Consider the following 16,876-nt stretch of genomic DNA (forward strand, 5'->3'; position numbering starts at 1 on the left):
CCCGCTCGCGGTCAGCCGGGGCGCCTGTCCCGGGCGCGGGCGACGATCCGGCGCTCGTAGTGCTTGGCGACGCGCAGGTGGCGCGAGATCGCGTAGTTCATCGCCAGCAGGAAGCCGTAGGCACCGCGCAGGCAGTGGCGCCGGCCGAGATAGGCCTTGAGGAAGTTGCCCGGCAGTTCGACGAAGAGCCGCCAGGTCGGCAGTCGCACGCCCCGCGCCTCGAGGTCGTCGGCCTGCTGGTCGGAGTAGCGGTTGAGCTTGGCGAGCTGGTCGCCGAGCGAGCGGACCGAGAAATGGTGGATCACCCCGCGCAGCCGCCCGGTCGTGGCGCCCGCCTCGAGGTCGACCCGGTCGTGGACCGGCGAGGGCGAGTAGCGGCCGCGGTCGCGGCGGTAGAGCCGCACCGGCCACAGGGTGTAGGCGAAGCGGTGCGGTTTGACCTCGCCGGGAAACACCTCGGCGATGCCGATCGCGTAGGCCGGGTGCGGCGGCTCGCCCGCGGCGAAGAGCCGGCGGATCTCGGCGTTGAGTTCGGGTGGCACCACCTCGTCGGCGTCGAGGTTCAGCATCCAGACGTGGCGGCACTGCTCCTCGGCGAAGCGCTTCTGCGGCCCGTAGCCGGGCCAGTCGCGGGCGATCACCCGGGCGCCGTAGGAGGCGGCCAGCGCCTGCGTGCCGTCGGTCGAGCCCGAATCGACCACGATCAGGTCGTCGGTCAGGTCGCGCACCGCCGCCAGGGTGGCGCCGAGGCGGTCGGCCTCGTTGCGGGCGATGAGGAAGATCGAGAGGGGGAGGGGGGCGACCATGGACCGATGCGGGGAGGGCCCGTCCTCGCGGGAAGCGCCGGGGAGCCGTCGCCGGCTCTAGAGCACATCGCGGCGCTTCGGATAAGCGGTCCGGGACCCGAGCCCGGCCGGCCGCTGCGCATCCCGCCTGTACCGTGCCCTGGCGGCAACGGGTGGGACACAATCGGCCGGTTGCGCCCGGTGCCGCATTGGCGCCGCACGGAATTGGCTCATCCTTAAGAAGCGCCCGCGAGAATCGGGCACGAGCGAATCGGCCGGGGGTTCCGGCGGGCGGGGGAGCGGGTCGTGGTGATGGGGGTTCTCGTGCGGGGCCGGGTCGTGGCCGGCCTGCTCGTCCTCGCGGCCGGGCTCGGCGCCTGCGCGGGCGCGCCGAAGGGCGTACTGGCGCCGGTCGCCGCCACGGTGCCGGGCGCCTCGACCGTCGACATGCTGGTCGCCACCACCCGCAAGACCGCCGCCAACCCGGGCGAGATGTATTCCGGCGACCGCGGGCCGGAGCTGTCCTACGCCGACATCACCGTCTCGATCCCGCCGGACGCGGTGCGCACCCCCGGCACCGTGCAGTGGCCCAAGGAACTGCCCGGCAACCCCGCCACCGATTTCGTGACCCTCAAGGCCGAGACCCTGGACCGGCCCGAGGCGGCGGCGCGCCTGCGCCGCAGCGCGGCCCGCACGGGCAAGCGCAACGTGCTGGTCTTCGTCCACGGCTTCAACAATCGCTTCGAGGACGCGGTCTACCGCTTCGCCCAGATCGTGCACGACACCCGGGCCGACGTGGTGCCGGTGCTGTTCACCTGGCCGTCCCGCGGCAGCGTGCTCGCCTACGGCTACGACCGGGAGAGCACCAACTATTCCCGCAACGCGCTCGAGGGCGTGCTGCGCCGCCTCGCCCAGAACCCGGAGGTCGGCGAGGTCACGGTGCTGGCCCACTCGATGGGCAACTGGCTGGTGCTCGAATCCCTGCGACAGATGGCGATCCGCGACGGGCGGGTGGCCCCGAAGATCCGCGACGTGGTGCTGGCCGCCCCCGATGTCGACGTCGATCTCGCCCGCGAGGCGTTCCGCGACATGGGCCCGGGCCGGCCGCGCCTGAGCCTGTTCGTGTCGCAGGACGACAACGCGCTCGCGGTCTCGCGCCTGGTCTGGGGCGGGGCCGGCGCGCGGCTCGGGGCCATCGACCCGACGGCCGAGCCCTACCGCACCGAGCTCGCCCGCGAGAACATCGCGGTCCTCAACCTCACCGCGATGAAGGGCAGCGATGCCCTCAACCACGGCAAGTTCGCCGGCAGCCCGCAGCTCGTGGCGCTCCTCGGCAACCGCCTGGCGCAGGGGCAGACGATCACCGATTCCCGCGTCGGCCTCTCCGACCGCATCGTCCAGATCACCGCGGGCGCCGCCGCCACGGTCGGCACCGCCGCGGGCCTCGCGGTCTCGGCCCCGGTCGCGGTGGTGGACGCCCAGAGCCGCGAGACCTACGGCGAGCACCTGCGCTCCCTCGGCCAGGGCCTCGGCGACACCGCGGAGGGCGCGGTGGACCTCGCGACGGCGCCGGCCCGGGCGCTCGGGGGGCGGTGAGGGCGGTGGCAGCCCGCGCCGACTCGGCGTAACCAGGGCGGCAGACGAGATCCGGCCCTCCGGCGCACCCGCGCCGGGGCAGCCGGACACCCGGGAGGCCGACCCCCATGCTTCATCTCACGCGCCGCAGCCTCATGGCGGGCGCCGCCGCCACGGTCGTCGCGGCACCCCACGTCCGGGCGCAGGGCGGAGGCTTGCGGCTCAAATGCGGGGTCGTCACGCCCGACACCCATCCGGCGACGATCCGCCTGCGCGAGGCGGCCGAGAAGGTCGCCAAGGAGACGAGCGGCGCCGTCGAGGTCGCGATCTTCCCCAACGGGCAGCTCGGCTCGGATGCCGACATGCTGAGCCAGCTGCGTTCCGGCGCGCTGGAGATGTTCGCGCAATCCTCCTCCAACCTCGCGACGCTGGTGCCCCGCGCCTCGCTCATCAATGTCGCCTTCGCGTGGAGCGGCTACGACAAGGTCTGGCCGGCCCTCGACGGCGAACTCGGCGCCTACATCCGGGGCGAGATCGCCAAGGCCGGCCTCGTGCCGTTCGAGCGGATGTGGGACAACGGCTTCCGCCAGACCACGACCAGCACCCGGCCGATCGCGAGCCCGGCCGATTTCGACGGCCTGAAGCTCCGGGTGCCGAACAGCGCGCTGTTCACCTCGGCGTTCCGGGCGCTCGGCGCCGCGCCGGTGGCGCTGAACTTCTCGGAGGCCTACTCGGCGCTCCAGACCAAGGTGGTGGACGGGCAGGAGAACCCGCTCGCCATCATCACGAGCTTCAAGCTCGCCGAGGTGCAGAAGTACCTCTCCTTCACCAACCACATCTGGGACGGGTTCTGGCTGATGTCCGGCCAGCGGACCTGGTCGCGCCTGCCCGGCGACGTGAAGGCGGTGCTCGCCCGCCACTTCGACGCCGCCGCCCTCGACCAGCGCCGCGACATCGCGAGCCAGGGCGACACCATGCGCGCGGCACTCGGCAGGGCGGGTTTCGCGATCAACGACGCTCCGCCCGCGCCCTTCCAGGACCGGCTGCGGGCTGCCGGGTTCTACGCCGAGTGGAAGGGGAAGTACGGGGCCGAGGCCTGGAGCCACCTGGAGAAGTTCGCCGGGGCGGTGTCGTAGCAGGCGCGCGATCAGGAGGCCGGGTCGTCCGGGCGCATCGCCACGTAGGCCGTCCGGCGGCCCGGCACGAAGCCCATCCCCTCGTAGAAGGCGTGGACCCGCGGGTCGGCGCGTCCGCTCTGCATCAGGACGTGATGGCAGCCGCGTGCCCAGGCCTCGGCGAGGGCCGCCCGGACGACGGCCCGGCCGTGCCCGCGCCCGCGATGCGCGGGGTGGGCCACGACGTTCTCCAGGAAGCCGTGGGCGCGTCCGCCGCGCAGGAGGTTCGGCGCGCTGACGAGCATGCAGGTCGCCGCGAGGCCTCCGCCGGCATCGGCGTCGGAGACGAAGATCGCGACGCCGGAATGCGCCAGGCTCTCCCGCCACAGGCGTCCGGCCTGTTCCGCGGGCGCGGCGGCGCTGACCTCGGACGCGGCAAACAGCGCCAGGAGCGCCGGCAGGTCAGCCAGGCGGGCGGGCCGGGCGGCGATCGTCCTCGCGCGCCCGGACCCGCCCGGCGTCACGCCCGCTCCAGCGGCCGCATCACCGCGTAGAGCGCGTTCTTCGCCTCGAAGCCGATGCCGGGCACGGCCGGCATCGCGACCCGGCTGTCGGCGACCGGCACCGCGTCGGCGAAGCCGCCGAAGGGCGCGAAGACGTCCGGATAGCTTTCGTTGCCGCCGAGCCCGAGGCCCACCGCGATGTTGAGGGCGAACTGGTGCCCGCCATGCGGCACGCAGCGGCGCGGCGACCAGCCGTGGGCGCGCAGCACGTCGAGGGTGCGCAGGTACTCGACGAGGCCGTAGGACAGGGCGGGATCGAATTGCAGGATGTCGCGGTCGGGACGCAGGCCGCCGTGGCGGATCAGGTTGCGGGCGTCCTGGTGCGAAAACAGGTTCTCGCCGGTGGCGAGCGGCCCGTCATAGGTCGTGGCGAGCGCCGCGTGGGCGAGGTAGTCGAGGGGATCGACCGGCTCCTCGTACCAGCGCAGGCCGTAGGGCGCGACCGCGCGGCCGAAGCGGATCGCCTCCTCGAGGGTGAAGCGGCCGTTGACGTCGACGCAGAGGCGCGAGCCGTCGCCGCCCAGCACCGCGAGCACCGCCTCGATCCGGGCGACGTCCTCCGCGAGCGGCACCAGCCCGACCTTCATCTTCACGGTACTGTAGCCGCGGTCGAGGTAGGAGCGCATCTCGTCCTGAAGCGCGTCGAGGCCCTTGCCCGGATAGTAGTAGCCGCCCGCGGCGTAGACCCAGGCGGTCGGATCGGCCTCGCCGCCGCGGTAGCGGTCGGCGAGCAGTCGCCAGAGCGGCACGCCCTTGGCCTTGGCAAGCGCATCCCACAGGGCCATGTCGAGCACGCCCACCGCCACCGAGCGCTCGCCGTGGCCGCCGGGCTTCTCGTTCTTCATCATCGCCGCCCAGGCCCGGTGCGGGTCGAGGAACCCGTCCTCGTCCTGGAGGTCCTCGGGCGCAGCCGCGAGCAGGCGCGGGATGAAGCGCTCGCGCAGGAGACCCTGCGGGGCGTAGCGGCCGTTCGAGTTGAAGCCGAAGCCGACGACCGGGCGGCCGTCGACCACCGCGTCGGTCACCACCGCGACCACGCTCGCCGTCATGGTCGAGAAGTCGATCCAGGCGTTGGCGATGTCCGACTTGATCGGCGCGACGATGTCGCGGATGGCGGTGATGCGCATGGGTGATCCCCTACGAGGTCGCTGTTGCGTCTCGTAGGGGGCCGCGCGGGCGCTGACAAATGCGCCGGGCGCGTGGACCGTCAGCGCGCGGTGCCGTTCTTCTGCGAGCCCGGGCCGGTGCCGGGCGCGCCGCTGCCGGTCGGGCCCTCGCGCGTCACCGTGGGACCGGGGCCCATGTTGCCGCCGCTCGACCCCTGCGCGCCGGTCGAGCCCATGCTGCCCGGGTTGTTGCCGCCGATGCCGGTGCCCGGCGGCTGGCTCGACATGCCCGAGCCGGTATTGCCGGTGGAGGGCTTGGCCGTGCCGGCGCCGTTGTCGATGCCCTGGGCGGCGGCGGAGCCCGCCAGCCCTGCGACGAGGGCGGCGGCGAGGAGGGGGGTGCGGAGCGGCATGGAGGGGTCCGGTCTGTCGGGTGCGTCGGACCGGGGCAACGGCAGGACCCGCGCGGCGTTCCCGGCGCGGCGACCGGACCCGGCCGATCGTCCGATCGAGAATCCTGAACGAATCCCGTGCGACGCGAGCCCCCCTGGCATCGCGGCAGGGTTGCAGGCAGAGTGCGACACCTGTCGTCCCTTCGTCATAGGGCGGGAGCTATGGCCACCCGGCAGAAGGTGGCGCGGATCTTGTTAGGGAGCGTGCGGGGTTCGGTCGCGAGCCGTCCTGCGCGAAGGAGTTGATATGCAGGTTTTCCTGATCGCCCTGGGGCTCGTCGCCGTCCTGGTCGCCGTCGGCGTGTTCGGTCACCATCCCGACCACCGCGACGAGGCCCCGGTCCGCCGGCCGCGCGCCTGAGGCGCGAACAACCCGGTGCAACGGCGCCTGACCTGCCGCGTTGAGAGCCGTGTGCGGCCCGTCCGGGGCCGCCGGACCCCGGATGCCCACCGCGACAGGAGCCGGTCATGCCCGCATCGCGCGCGTTCACCCGTCGATGGCTCACCGGGACGGTGCTGGCGGGCGCGCTCGCCGCGTCCGGGGCCGCGCAGTCCCGCGACCTGCCCGACGAGACCGGCACCGGAGGCGGGCCGCGCTCCACCGTCACGGCACCCAACACCAGCGCGGTCGGCCGGGTGATGCCGCATCCGGGCGGGGCCGATGCGCGGCTGGAACGACGGATCGACGCGCGCACCCGCCTGGAGCGGGCCGACGACCGGATCGAGGACGGAATCTGCGTCGGCTGCGGCCGGTGAGGGCGGCGTCCGCCGGGGTCAGCCCAGCATCTCCGCCAGCCGGGCCCGGGCACGGTTGATCCGGCTCTTCACGGTGCCGACCCGGCACTCCATCGCGACGGCGATGTCCTCGTAGGACAGGTCGTGCACCGCCGAGAGCAGCAGCGCCTCGCGCTGGTCCGGCACCAGGCGGTCGAGGGCGGATTGCACGTCGCGCAGATCGAGGTTGCCGTGCTGGGCCGGCAGGGAGACGAGACGCCCGGCGAAGACGCCGTCGGGATCGCCGACCTCGCGGACGCGCTTCTGGTGCTCGGAGTAGAAGCTGTTGCGCAGGATGGTGTAGAGCCAGGCGCCGAGCTGCGTGCCGGGGGTGAACCGGTCCTGCGCCGCCCAGGCCTTGAGCAGGGTCTCCTGCACCAGGTCGTCGGCGCGGGTGCGGTCGTTGCACAGGGTCACGGCGCGGCGCCGCAGCCGGGGCACCTCCGCCAGCATGTCGCGCCGGAACGCCTCCGCGGGCGCGGCGTCGAGGCCGGCGAGCGCCGCGGCGAGGCGGGCGACCAGGGCTTCGAGCCGGTCGCAGGGCGGGGCCGCGACGTCGTCGTAGGCGGCGCGCAGGGCGGCCCCGAGATGGGCTTGGATGCCCGCCGGCAAAGCCGGCGCCTCGGCGGAATCCGGATCGGTCGTGGTCAGCGGCGGCATCGGGGGTCTCCGGCGGCCGCCGCTTAAGCCATGCTCTCACGTACCATTACAATGGTCCTGGCGTACTAGTTCGAACGACCGGTCCGACGAGGTTCGACGGGGCGTCGCGTCAGGATGCGGCCGCCACCGGAGCGGGCCCGGCCGTGCCCGGCAGCCAGCGGCCGCGCATGTGCCGCGTCGTCGCCTGGCGGATCTTCTCGGGGTAATCGGGGAGCGCCGGCCCGACCAGGGGCAACTCGAAGGCCGCGATCGTGTCGCGGATGCCGCCCTCGTCGAGGGCGCGTCCCGCCGCCGCGGCGTGGCGGGCGATCTCAAGCTCCTGGCCCCAGAAATAGAGGTTCGCGGCCTGGACGTTCGCCTGCATGCGGCGCACCTCCGCCACCCGGTCGTCGGAGACCAGCGGCAGCCAGATGTCCGGCATCAGCAGGTCGACGGGCCGTTCGGGGCGCCACGCCAAGGCGTCGCCCTCGACGATGCGGATCTTGGCGCGGGCCTCCGGCGGCAGCTGGGCGGCGAGGTCGAGCTCCCGGTGCAGCGCGATCACCTCGGGATCGATCTCGACCACGGTGACGGCGGTGACCTCCGGCCGCAGGGCGCTCGCCAGCGCCGACCAGCCCATCCCGAGGCCGAACACGACGACGTGGCCGGCGGCCAGGCGCACGCCGGTTTCCTGGCTCTCCAGCTCGATCGGCGTCGTCGACATCCAGGTGTGGTCGCCGCGGACCAGGGCGGTGACGCTCGGCACCAGCCGCGTCGGGCTCCAGTAGCCCTGGGCGAGCAGGTTCCGCCCGTGATGGATGCGCCAGGCGCCCGATTGCAGCGGCCGGTAGACCGGCACGAACAGGTCGAAGGTGAACGGCTCCAGCCCCGGGGGGATCGCGGTGAGCGGGAGCGCCCCGGGTGGACAGGCCGTGGAAGAGAGCGTCATGCCGTCATCCTCGCGGCGGGGGGAGCGGCGCGATTGGCGCCGATTCGCGCGGCGCGTGCAAGCGGCTTCGGCTAGGCTGTATCCTCCCGTGCGTCGGTTCGTGTGCCCACGCCCCGCACCAGCGGCAGCGCCGCCGCGCAGAGCGCCGCCATGACCCAGAACGCGCCGGGGCCGAGCTTGGCCCAGAGCGGCCCGGCCGCGAGGGTCGCCAGGGTGGTGGCGAGCCCGAGGCCGAGGGTGCCGTAGAGGGTCTGGGCCGTCGCCGCGAGGGCGGGCGGCACCGTCCGGGCGAGGACCTGCATCGCCGCGAGGTGCAGGAGCGCGAAGGTCAGCCCGTGCAGGGCCTGGATCGCCGCGAGCGCCGGCAGCGCGACGGTGAGCGCCGCCACCGACCAGCGCAGGATTCCCGCCCCGGCCGCGAGCGCCAGCGCGCCCGTGGGTCCGAGGCGGGCGAGCAGCCGGGGGCCGACCACCAGGAAGACCAGCACCTCGGCTCCCACCGCCTCGGCCCAGAGCAGGCTCGCGGTACCGGGAGACAGGCCGGCCTCGCGCCAGCGGATCACCGCGAAGGCGTCGTGCACCGCGTGGCTGGCGATCACCAGGGCGGCGACCGCGACGAGGCGGCGGAAGGCGGGGGCGCCCAGGAAAGCCCGCAGCTCGGCGAGGCCGGGTCGCGCGGTCCGCGTTTCCGGGCCGGCGGGACCGGCCGGCAGGGCGAGCGTCGCGGCGGCGAGCAGCGCGAAAGCGGCGGCGCCCGCCACCGGCAGGGCCGACAGGCCGAGAAGCCCCGTCAGCTGGCCGGCGGCCAGCGTGCCGGCGATGAAGGCGGCCGAGCCGGCGCCCCGCACGGTGCCGTAGGCGAAGCGGGAGGCCGCGGCGGCCGGCAGCGCCAGGGCGTCGGCAAGCGGAGCGAGCGGCGCCGTCGCGGCGGCATGCGCCAGGCCGGCGAGCATCAGCCCGGCAAAGCGGTGGCCGGCAAGGACGAGGAGGGCGCTCGACCCCGCGAGGAGCCCGCAGGCGGCGAGCACGCCGCGGCCGGCGTGCAGCCGGTCGGCGATCGCGCCCGCCAGCGGGCCGGCGGCGAGCCGGATCGCGGTGCCGGCGGCCAGCACCAGTCCGACCTGCGTCGGCGACAGCCCGCGCTCTGACAGGAGCGCGGGCAGGAACGGCGTGGTCAGGCCGTAACCCGCATAGATCGCGGCGTAGACGAGGACGAAGCGCGGCAGCGCGCCTGCGGGCATCGGACCGGGCCCGCGGGCGCGCCGCCCTCAGATCAGGCCGGCGCCGTGGGGATGGTCCCGCGGCGGCTCGACGGTGACGATGGTCCCCAGACCGAGGACGAGGGCGCCGGCGGCGCAGAAGGCGAGGGAGAGGGCTGCGATGATCATGGGCGAAAGCTTTGCGGTCCCGTGCTTAACGCGACCTTGCCGAACGGGATGAAGAAGGGGAAAACCCCAGCATCCACAACGCGGATGCGGGCCGGCGCGAAGACGCAGCCGGCGCCACGCAAACGCCATTTTCGGGATCGGGGAACGCCCAATGGAGTACCGCACGCTCGGCCGGTCCGGCCTGAAGGTCTCGCCGCTCTGCCTCGGCACGATGATGTTCGGCGGACCCACCCCCGACGACGAGGCGATCCGCATCGTGGCGGATGCCCGCGCGCAGGGGATCAACTTCATCGATACGGCGAACGCCTACACCGAGGGGCGCTCCGAGGAGGTGGTGGGCCGGGCCATCGCGCAGGACCGCGACGCCTGGGTGCTCGCCACCAAGGTGGCGAACCCGATGGGCAAGGGCCCGAACGACCGCGGCCTGTCGCGCGCCCACATCGTCCAGGCCTGCGAGGCCAGCCTGATGCGGCTGAACACCGACCGGATCGACCTCTACTACCTCCACAAGGAGGACCACGACACGCCGCTGTCCGAGACCGTGCGGGCGATGGCCGACCTGATCCGGGCCGGCAAGGTGCGCTACTTCGGCGTATCGAACCACCGGGCCTGGCGGGTCGCCGAGATCTGCCGTCTGTGCGACGAGCACGGCATCGACCGGCCCGCGGCGAGCCAGCCCTACTACAACGCCCTCAACCGGATGCCGGAGGTCGAGCACCTGCCGGCCTGCGCCCATTACGGGCTCGGCGTCGTGCCCTATTCGCCGCTCGCCCGCGGCGTGCTGACCGCGAAGTACCGCCCCGGCGAGGCGCCGCCCGAGGGCACCCGCGCCGGGCGCGGCGACACCCGGATGATGCAGACCGAGTGGCGGCCCGAGAGCCTGCGCCTCGCCGAGGAGCTCAAACGCCATGCGGAGGGCAAGGGCGCCACGGTGATCGACTTCGCGGTGGGCTGGGTGCTCAACAACCGCGCCGTCACCGCGGTGATCGCCGGGCCGCGGACCTTCGAGCAGTGGCGCTCCTACGCCAAGGCCCTCGACTATCGCTTCACCCCGGAGGACGAGGCCCTGGTCGACGGCCTGGTGCCGGCCGGTCATCCCTCGACCCCGGGCTACACCGATCCGGCCTATCCGCTCGAGGGGCGGACCACCTGGACGGAGGCTCGCACCTGAGCCCCGCTCCCCCACGGCGGGCTCGCGGCGTGATCCGATGTGGATGACTCCGGTTCGACGGCGATTTCCTCTTGGAACGCGCCGACCACGGCTTAGTTGTTGACGCTATGTGCCCAGGCATGTCCACTCTTCGACCCTGGGAGACGGGTTGCAGACCGGAGAAGACCGATGGCGATCAAGACCACCAAGAAGGCCGAGACCAAGGCCGAACCCGAAGCCGCCCCGAAGGCCGCTCCCAAGGCCACGAAGGCGGCCGCCAAGGACACGGCGAAGGACGACGCCGCCGACGAGGCGAAGGGTGCGGCCAAGGGCAAGAAGGTCGCGGCGCCGAAATCCGGCGACAAGCCCAACGCCCTGCAGAAGCCCCTGCAGCCGACGCCCGAGCTCGCCGCCATCGTCGGCGACAGCCCGATCCCGCGCGGCGAGGTGGTGAGCAAGGTGTGGGAGTACATCCGCAAGCACTCGCTCCAGAACCCCGAGAACAAGCGCGAGATCCTCGCCGACGACAAGCTGAAGAAGGTCTTCGGCAAGGATAAGGCGACGATGTTCGAGATGAACAAGTACTTCTCGCAGCACCTGAAGTAATATTGCTCGGCCACCGGCTTCCTCCGGTCCGTCGCTCCTCCCGGATGGCCGCTCGAAGCGGCCATCCGCGCTTCCGGACGGCCGATCGCCCGGGCCCGCGCGCGCGCCGATGATTAGGCCTCCCGATCCCGGCCGCGGCCGCGCCCTCACCGCCCTCGTCTTCCTGGCCGTCCTCGTGGTCGCCTGCGTCTGGCTCGCCGGCGTCCTGCGCCGGGAATCGATCCGCGAGGACTGCATGGCGAGCGGCCGGCGGGATTGCGAGGCCGCCACATCCTCTCCCTGATCCGCCACGGCCTTTCGCGCGATGGTGAGCGCTGCCGACAGGTGACGGACATAGGCATCGAGTGGTCCTTCGCGCCGCCCGGATGAATTCTCAGGGATGTTCGTCCACGGCCGGTCAGGGAGCCCGATACGAGACTATCCCTCGATCCATTCCACCCGCCCGCTCTCCCTGCGCCTTCAGGCGGCGAGGGCCGAGACCGGATACGGCCCGGCGATGCCGCCACCCCGCTGCTCGAAGCCGGCGCGCTCGTTCCGCGGATTGTCCCTGCACGGCCCGATCGGGCGGAAACCCTCGGTGCTCAAACCCGCCGCAACGGCATTCGCGTCACTTCCTCTGGGGAAGGCGGCGTTCAGGCGGGCGGTGAACTCGGCGATGCGGCCTCGCGCCCGGAGCGGTCCTCGCCGTCGTCACCGTCGCCCTTCTCGTGCTGGGGCTCGGCGAGATCGCCCACGAGGGGCCGGGCTGGCGCAACGGTGCCGAACTCGGCGGCGCGGTGGTCCTCGGCCTCTTGCTCCTTCGGCGGCAGGCCGGCCATCCGGCTCCGATGCTGCCCGTCGACCTGCTGACGCGCCCGCTCTTCGCCCTCTCTGCGGCCGCCGCCGCGTGTGCCTTCGTGGCGCAGGGCCTCGCCTTCGTGGCCCTGCCGTTCCTGTTTCAGCAGGCGCTCGGGCGTTCCCAGTTCGAGGCCGGCTTCCTGATGGTGCCATGGACCGTCGCGGTCGCCCTCGTGGCTCCCCTGGCCGGGCGCCTCTCGGACCGCTATCCCTCGGGCCTGCTCGGCGGGATCGGGCTCATGGGCCTCGGCCTTGGCCTGGGTCTGCTCGCCGCCCTCCCGTCGAATCCGGGCCTCGGCGACATCGCGTGGCGGATGGCGGATGGCGGCGTGCGGAGCCGGCTTCGGCGTCTTCCAGGCGCCCAACCTTCGCGCGCTCATGACGAGCGCACCACCCGCGCGTGCGGCTGGTGCAAGCGCCATGGCGGCCACCTCCCGGCTGCTCGGCCAGAGCACCGGGGCCGCCCTGGTGGCCGCCTGCTTCGACCTGGCGAATGGCCGGGGCCCCACGCTCGCCCTGGGGCTCGGCGGCGTCGTCGCGGGCGCGGCCAGCATCGTGAGCTTTGCGCGCCTCGCCGTCCGGGCCGAGCGCCTGTGACGAGCGGGGCCCGGCCCCCGTGCGAGTCGCCGCACGTTCGTCGCGTCTCGCGGGTGGCGGGCCGCTCCGTCAGCGAAACAGGATCAGCGCCTTCGACAGGGTGATCCACACGCCCCAGAGAATCGGCAGGCCGACAGCCGCCCAGGCGAGGAGGGCTACCGGTGTCAGGCCGCCGCGGCCGATCCCGAACGAGCCGGACGGATCGGCCGCGACCGCGCCGCCGGACCGGGCGTCCGCCGGGCGCATGAACCAGCGCTCGGCGAGCGGCCGCACCAGGAGGTTCGCCACGAACCCGGCCGCCAGGAAGCCCGCGAGGATCAGGAGCGTGCGGCCGTAGAGGGCGGCGCCCTGCACGCCGGCATCGACCTGGGCCTGCCGGATCGCCGTGACCACGAACGGGCCGACGACGCCCGCCGTCGACCAGGCGGTGAGGAGCCTGCCGTGGATCGCGCCGACGAACTGGGTGCCGAACACGTCGGCGAGGTAGGCGGGGATCGTCGCGAAGCCGCCGCCGTACATCGACAGGATCACGCAGAAGAACAGCACGAACAGGGCCTGCGAGCCGATGCCGGCGGCCCAGGGCGCGGCGGCGTAGAGGGCGCAGCCGAGCGCGAAGAAGGTGGCGTAGGTCAGCTTGCGGCCAATGCGGTCGGACAGCGTGGCCCAGAAGAACCGGCCCAGGATGTTGAACAGCGAGAGCAGGCCGACGAAGCCGGCCGCGATGGCGGCGACCTGCGCCTTCTGCCCGGCATCGAGCTGCGCCAGCCCGAGGTCGGGCCGGCCGATCAGCGCGCCGCCGAAGATCTCCTGGAGCATCGGCGAGGCGAGGGCCAGCACGCCGATCCCGGCCGAGACGTTCAGGCACAGCATCGCCCAGAGCAGCCAGAACTGCGCGGTCTTGTGGGCGTCGCGCAGGTGGACGTGGCCGCTGGTGATCATCCGGTTGCCCGCCGCCGGCGGGGTCCAGCCGTCCGGCCGCCAGCCGGCGGGCGGCACCCGGTAGCCGAAGGCGCCGCAGAGCATCACCACGAGGTAGCCCGCGCCCATCAGCGCAAGGGTCTGCCACACGCCGGCGCCGTCCGGGCCCTTGAAGCGGGTGATGAGCATGTCGGCGAGGGGGGAACCGATCATCGCGCCGCCGCCGAACCCCATGATCGCCATGCCGGTCGCCATGCCGCGCCGGTCCGGGAACCACTTCACCAGGGTCGAGACCGGCGAGATGTAGCCGAGCCCGAGCCCGATGCCGCCGATCAGCCCCATGCCGAGCCAGATCAGCCAGAGCTGGTGCAGGAAGACGCCGAGCGCCGCGACGAGGAAGCCGCCGCCCCAGCACAAGGCGGCGGCGAGCCCGGCCTTGCGCGGGCCGGCGCGCTCGAGCCAGCCGCCGAACAGGGCCGCCGAGAGGCCGAGCATCACGATGCCGATCGAGAAGGTCAGGACGAGGTCGCTGACGCGCCAGTCGCAGGTCGTGGTGACGAGCGCGGTCAGGAAACCCATCTCCGGGCAGGCCGCCGGGGCCGGCTGGCCGAGGCTGAGGGCCCGCGACAGCGGCAGCCAGAACACCGACAGGCCGTAGGACATGCCGATGCACAGGTGAATCGCGAGCGCCGCCGGCGGCACGAGCCAGCGGTTGAATCCCGCGCGGGCGACGATGCGTTCGCGGTCGAGGAGGCCGGGCGCGCCCGGCGAGCGATCGACGACGCGTGCATCCATGACCATCCTCCCGTTCCGGCCCCGTGTCGGGCCGTTGGCGTTGCACGTTTAGGACAGGATCTTCATCCCGGATAGTCGTTGCGTCCGGCGCGGCGCGTCCGCCCACATCGTTGCGTCGTCTGTGCGGAGGGACGGGATTGCGATCGGGCGGTGCGCGACGACGCTGGTCTCAGCGCCGGATTCGCAATCCGCTGGCGAGCGCGCCGGTGAGCGCGAGCGCGCTCGACAGCCACAGCACCGTCGCGGTGCCGCCGGCATGCAGGTGCCCGAAGATCACCGCGACGACCGCGGCGCCGAGGGACTGGCCGAGCAGCCGGGCGGTCGATTGCATCCCGCTCGCGCCGCCGCTGCGTTCGCGCGGTGCGCTGGTGATGATCACCTTGTTGTTGGGCGACTGAAACAGCCCGAAGCCCAGGCCGCACAGCGTCAGCCGCCAGGCGATCGCGAGCGGCGAGGCGTCGGCCGGCAGGGCGGCCATCAGGGCGAGCCCCGCCGAGAGGGCGACGAGTCCGATGGCGCCGAGAAGGCCCGGCGGGTAGCGGTCGGCTAGCCGGCCGGCGAAGGGGGCGATCACCGCGATGGCGATCGGCCAGGGCGTCATCAGCAGACCGGTCTGGGTGCTCGAGAGATGGAGCACGTCCTGGAAGTAGAAGGGCAGGGCGACATAGGCCATCATCTGGGCCGAGAACGAGCAGACCGAGCTCACCATCGACAGCGCGAAGACCGGGATGCGCAGGAGGTCGATCGGCAGGAGCGGGGCCGGCAGGCGGGCCTGCATCCACACGAAGGCGATCCCGACGAGGCCGGCCGCCGCGAGCAGGCCGAGCGCCGTGCCGCCCCGTCCCGCCTCGCCGAGCCCGTCGACGCCGGTGATCAGCAGGCAGAAGAACAGCGCGTTGAGGAGTGCGCTCAAGGCATCGAACCGGGCGCCGCTGCGGGGCGTGACCGGCAGCATCCGGGTGGCGAGCGTCAGGGCCGCGAGGCCGAGCGGCACGTTGACGAGGAAGAGCCAGGGCCAGCTCGTCAGCGACAGTACGGCCGCCGCCACGCTCGGGCCCGCCGCCGAGGCGATCGCCACGATGAGCGCCATGGTGCCGACGCCGCGCCCGATCATCCGGTGAGGGTAGACGAAGCGCACGAGCGCGATGTTGACGCTCATGATGCCGGCCGCGCCCAGCCCCTGGACGATGCGGGCGGCGACGAGCACCGGCAGCGAGCCGGCGAGCGCGCAGGCGAGCGAGGCCGCGGTGAACAGCGCGAGGCCGGTGCAGTAGACGCGCTTGTAGCCGAGGATGTCGCCGAGCGAGGCCAGCGGCAGCAGGGCGGCGGTGACCGCGAGCTGGTAGCCGTTGGTGATGAAGATCGCGGCGCCCGGCGAGACCTGCAGGTCCTTGGCCATCACCGGCAGGGCGACGTTGACGATGGCGCCGTCGAGCACCGCCATCGACATGGCGATGCCGATCGCCAGCATCGCCCACAGCCTCGCCCGGGTCGGCAGGCCGTCGGCCACCTCCGCCGTCATCGGCCCCGCCGCGCCCGTCATCCGTGCCGCCTCCCTGGCGGGAGCCTCCGAGCCCCCGCCGCACCGCGCGTAGGCCTAACGCAAAGCCGGTGCCGCCGCACCACGTTCGGCCTCATCCCCGCCCTGCACGGTGGGCGGAGATGCTGCACATCGGGTGCCGGCAAACCCGTTGACACGCCGGCCCACGGGTGTAGGGAGCCCGCGTGGCGACGGGCGCGTCGTCGCCCCGCCACGCCCATCCAGGAACCATCAACCCCATGCCGAGCGACAGTCACAGTCGATCGACCGCGCCGTTCGTGCCGGCCGCTTCTCGCAGGGACGCCTGATCGGGCGCTCTCTCGTGGGCGCCGGCCGCGCGGACGGCCGCCCCCGAGAGGTGCATCATGACCACCACCATCCTGCCCTTCGCGCCGAAGGGCGCGCTTCCCGTGCGCCTGCCCGCGGCTCCCGCCGTGCCGGCGAATGCCGTCCTGCGCGCCACCTGGTCCCTCGATCCCGAGACCGGCCGTCCGGTCTGCCGCTGGACCACGGACGACGAGGGGGGCCCGGCCCGCTGCCCCGTGGCGGATCGCCGGGCGGCGTGAGCTGCCTCGCAGGACCCGCGTCTCAAATCCCTCTCGCCTCTGCAGGGGACGGGGGCTCGAACGGCTGCCGCAGGAAGCTCCACGAACGATGACGGGCGCGGCTCGCGCCGCGCCCGCCACCGGGTCCGTCCTCGGGCTCAGAACCGGTAGGTGAAGCTGCCCTTCACCGCGTGATCCTCCGCCCGCGATCCGACCTGGCCGGTGTACGACACGCCGAGCGTCGCCGCCGCCGACACCCGCAGGTCCATCCCCGCCGAGGCCACCAGCGCGTCCCGGGTGATCGGGATCCCCGCCGTCACGAAGCTCGGGCCGGTCCCGAAGGCCAGCAAAGCCGTCGGGATCACGTCCCCGAACGCGCGCCGGTAGCCCACCAGACCGTGCAGCGACACCGGGGCGCCGAGGCCCGGATCCACCTCGGTCTGCCCGCGCACGCCCGCCGTCAGGGTCGGGATCTCGGACAGGCGCGAGGCGCCGCTCAGCGCCGCGACGCCGCCGGTCTCGGCGAACCGGTCGCGGTCGAT

General features: G+C 73.3%; 19 protein-coding genes. 8 read left to right on the top strand and 11 right to left on the bottom strand.

The window, feature by feature from the left end; genetic code table 11:
• Positions 1-11 precede the first annotated feature (11 nt).
• The gene (locus V3T34_RS22220) at positions 12-806 is read right to left on the bottom strand and encodes a glycosyltransferase family 2 protein (RefSeq protein WP_305077390.1); all 795 of its coding nucleotides are present in this window, start codon (positions 804-806) and stop codon (positions 12-14) included.
• 291 nt (positions 807-1,097) lie between these two features.
• On the opposite strand from V3T34_RS22220, the gene V3T34_RS22225 reads away from it, so the two are divergent.
• Together V3T34_RS22225 and V3T34_RS22230 are read left to right on the top strand one after the other, a co-directional pair.
• The gene (locus tag V3T34_RS22225) at positions 1,098-2,381 is read left to right on the top strand and encodes an alpha/beta hydrolase (RefSeq protein ID WP_305077405.1); all 1,284 of its coding nucleotides are present in this window, start codon (positions 1,098-1,100) and stop codon (positions 2,379-2,381) included.
• 107 nt (positions 2,382-2,488) lie between these two features.
• Positions 2,489-3,496, top strand: a complete 1,008-nt coding sequence (locus V3T34_RS22230; protein WP_305077391.1) for a TRAP transporter substrate-binding protein — start codon at positions 2,489-2,491, stop codon at positions 3,494-3,496.
• An 11-nt stretch (positions 3,497-3,507) separates the two neighbouring features.
• Here the strand turns inward: V3T34_RS22230 and V3T34_RS22235 are convergent, their stop codons facing one another.
• From V3T34_RS22235 to V3T34_RS22245, 3 genes are all read right to left on the bottom strand, one after another.
• Positions 3,508-3,999, bottom strand: coding sequence for a GNAT family N-acetyltransferase (locus V3T34_RS22235; RefSeq protein ID WP_305077392.1), 492 nt, complete (start codon positions 3,997-3,999; stop codon positions 3,508-3,510).
• Positions 3,996-5,165, bottom strand: a complete 1,170-nt coding sequence (locus tag V3T34_RS22240; protein ID WP_305077393.1) for a mandelate racemase/muconate lactonizing enzyme family protein — start codon at positions 5,163-5,165, stop codon at positions 3,996-3,998. Before V3T34_RS22240 ends, V3T34_RS22235 begins: the two co-directional genes overlap by 4 nt.
• Positions 5,166-5,245: 80 nt before the next feature.
• Positions 5,246-5,557: a hypothetical protein gene (locus tag V3T34_RS22245; protein ID WP_060849969.1), complete on the bottom strand. Its 312-nt coding sequence runs from the start codon at positions 5,555-5,557 to the stop codon at positions 5,246-5,248.
• Between the two features lie 507 nt (positions 5,558-6,064).
• Between V3T34_RS22245 and V3T34_RS22250 the strand changes: the two genes are divergently transcribed.
• The gene (locus V3T34_RS22250; RefSeq protein ID WP_060849970.1) at positions 6,065-6,352 is read left to right on the top strand and encodes a hypothetical protein; all 288 of its coding nucleotides are present in this window, start codon (positions 6,065-6,067) and stop codon (positions 6,350-6,352) included.
• 18 nt (positions 6,353-6,370) lie between these two features.
• Here V3T34_RS22250 and V3T34_RS22255 read toward each other — a convergent pair whose 3' ends face one another.
• The 3 genes from V3T34_RS22255 to V3T34_RS22265 form a co-directional block, all read right to left on the bottom strand.
• The gene (locus V3T34_RS22255; protein WP_305077394.1) at positions 6,371-7,030 is read right to left on the bottom strand and encodes a sigma-70 family RNA polymerase sigma factor; all 660 of its coding nucleotides are present in this window, start codon (positions 7,028-7,030) and stop codon (positions 6,371-6,373) included.
• 109 nt (positions 7,031-7,139) lie between these two features.
• Complete coding sequence (locus V3T34_RS22260; RefSeq protein ID WP_305077395.1) at positions 7,140-7,958, bottom strand: polyamine aminopropyltransferase; 819 nt, start codon at positions 7,956-7,958, stop codon at positions 7,140-7,142.
• A gap of 71 nt (positions 7,959-8,029) precedes the next feature.
• Positions 8,030-9,199, bottom strand: a complete 1,170-nt coding sequence (locus V3T34_RS22265) for an MFS transporter (protein ID WP_305077396.1) — start codon at positions 9,197-9,199, stop codon at positions 8,030-8,032.
• Positions 9,200-9,497: 298 nt separating this feature from the next.
• Here V3T34_RS22265 and V3T34_RS22270 point away from each other — a divergent pair, with 298 nt between their 5' ends.
• The 3 genes from V3T34_RS22270 (at position 9,498) to V3T34_RS22280 (ending at position 11,385) form a co-directional block, all read left to right on the top strand.
• Complete coding sequence (locus tag V3T34_RS22270; RefSeq protein ID WP_305077397.1) at positions 9,498-10,517, top strand: aldo/keto reductase; 1,020 nt, start codon at positions 9,498-9,500, stop codon at positions 10,515-10,517.
• Positions 10,518-10,685: 168 nt separating this feature from the next.
• Entirely contained in the window at positions 10,686-11,102 is a 417-nt protein-coding gene (locus V3T34_RS22275; RefSeq protein WP_060849975.1) for an SWIB/MDM2 domain-containing protein, read from the top strand.
• A gap of 109 nt (positions 11,103-11,211) precedes the next feature.
• Positions 11,212-11,385, top strand: a complete 174-nt coding sequence (locus V3T34_RS22280; protein WP_305077398.1) for a hypothetical protein — start codon at positions 11,212-11,214, stop codon at positions 11,383-11,385.
• 349 nt (positions 11,386-11,734) lie between these two features.
• On the opposite strand, the gene V3T34_RS22285 is transcribed toward V3T34_RS22280, so the two are convergent.
• Entirely contained in the window at positions 11,735-12,361 is a 627-nt protein-coding gene (locus tag V3T34_RS22285; protein ID WP_305077399.1) for a hypothetical protein, read from the bottom strand.
• Here V3T34_RS22285 and V3T34_RS22290 point away from each other — a divergent pair.
• A complete protein-coding gene (locus tag V3T34_RS22290) occupies positions 12,360-12,536 on the top strand; it encodes a hypothetical protein (protein WP_305077400.1) in 177 nt (58 codons plus the stop codon). The genes V3T34_RS22285 and V3T34_RS22290 overlap by 2 nt on opposite strands.
• Before the next feature lie 69 nt (positions 12,537-12,605).
• Here the strand turns inward: V3T34_RS22290 and V3T34_RS22295 are convergent, their stop codons facing one another.
• On the bottom strand, positions 12,606-14,255 hold the full coding sequence (locus tag V3T34_RS22295; protein ID WP_407942752.1) for an OFA family MFS transporter: 1,650 nt from the start codon (positions 14,253-14,255) through the stop codon (positions 12,606-12,608).
• A gap of 163 nt (positions 14,256-14,418) precedes the next feature.
• Entirely contained in the window at positions 14,419-15,792 is a 1,374-nt protein-coding gene (locus tag V3T34_RS22300) for an MFS transporter (protein ID WP_091887805.1), read from the bottom strand.
• 362 nt (positions 15,793-16,154) lie between these two features.
• Here V3T34_RS22300 and V3T34_RS22305 point away from each other — a divergent pair, with 362 nt between their 5' ends.
• On the top strand, positions 16,155-16,355 hold the full coding sequence (locus V3T34_RS22305; protein ID WP_305077402.1) for a hypothetical protein: 201 nt from the start codon (positions 16,155-16,157) through the stop codon (positions 16,353-16,355).
• A gap of 137 nt (positions 16,356-16,492) precedes the next feature.
• Here the strand turns inward: V3T34_RS22305 and V3T34_RS22310 are convergent.
• The coding region (locus V3T34_RS22310) for an autotransporter outer membrane beta-barrel domain-containing protein (protein ID WP_331369288.1) at positions 16,493-16,876 on the bottom strand (384 nt) is incomplete at its 5' end.

Source organism: Methylobacterium ajmalii, from assembly GCF_036448855.1.
GTDB classification, from domain to species: domain Bacteria; phylum Pseudomonadota; class Alphaproteobacteria; order Rhizobiales; family Beijerinckiaceae; genus Methylobacterium; species Methylobacterium ajmalii.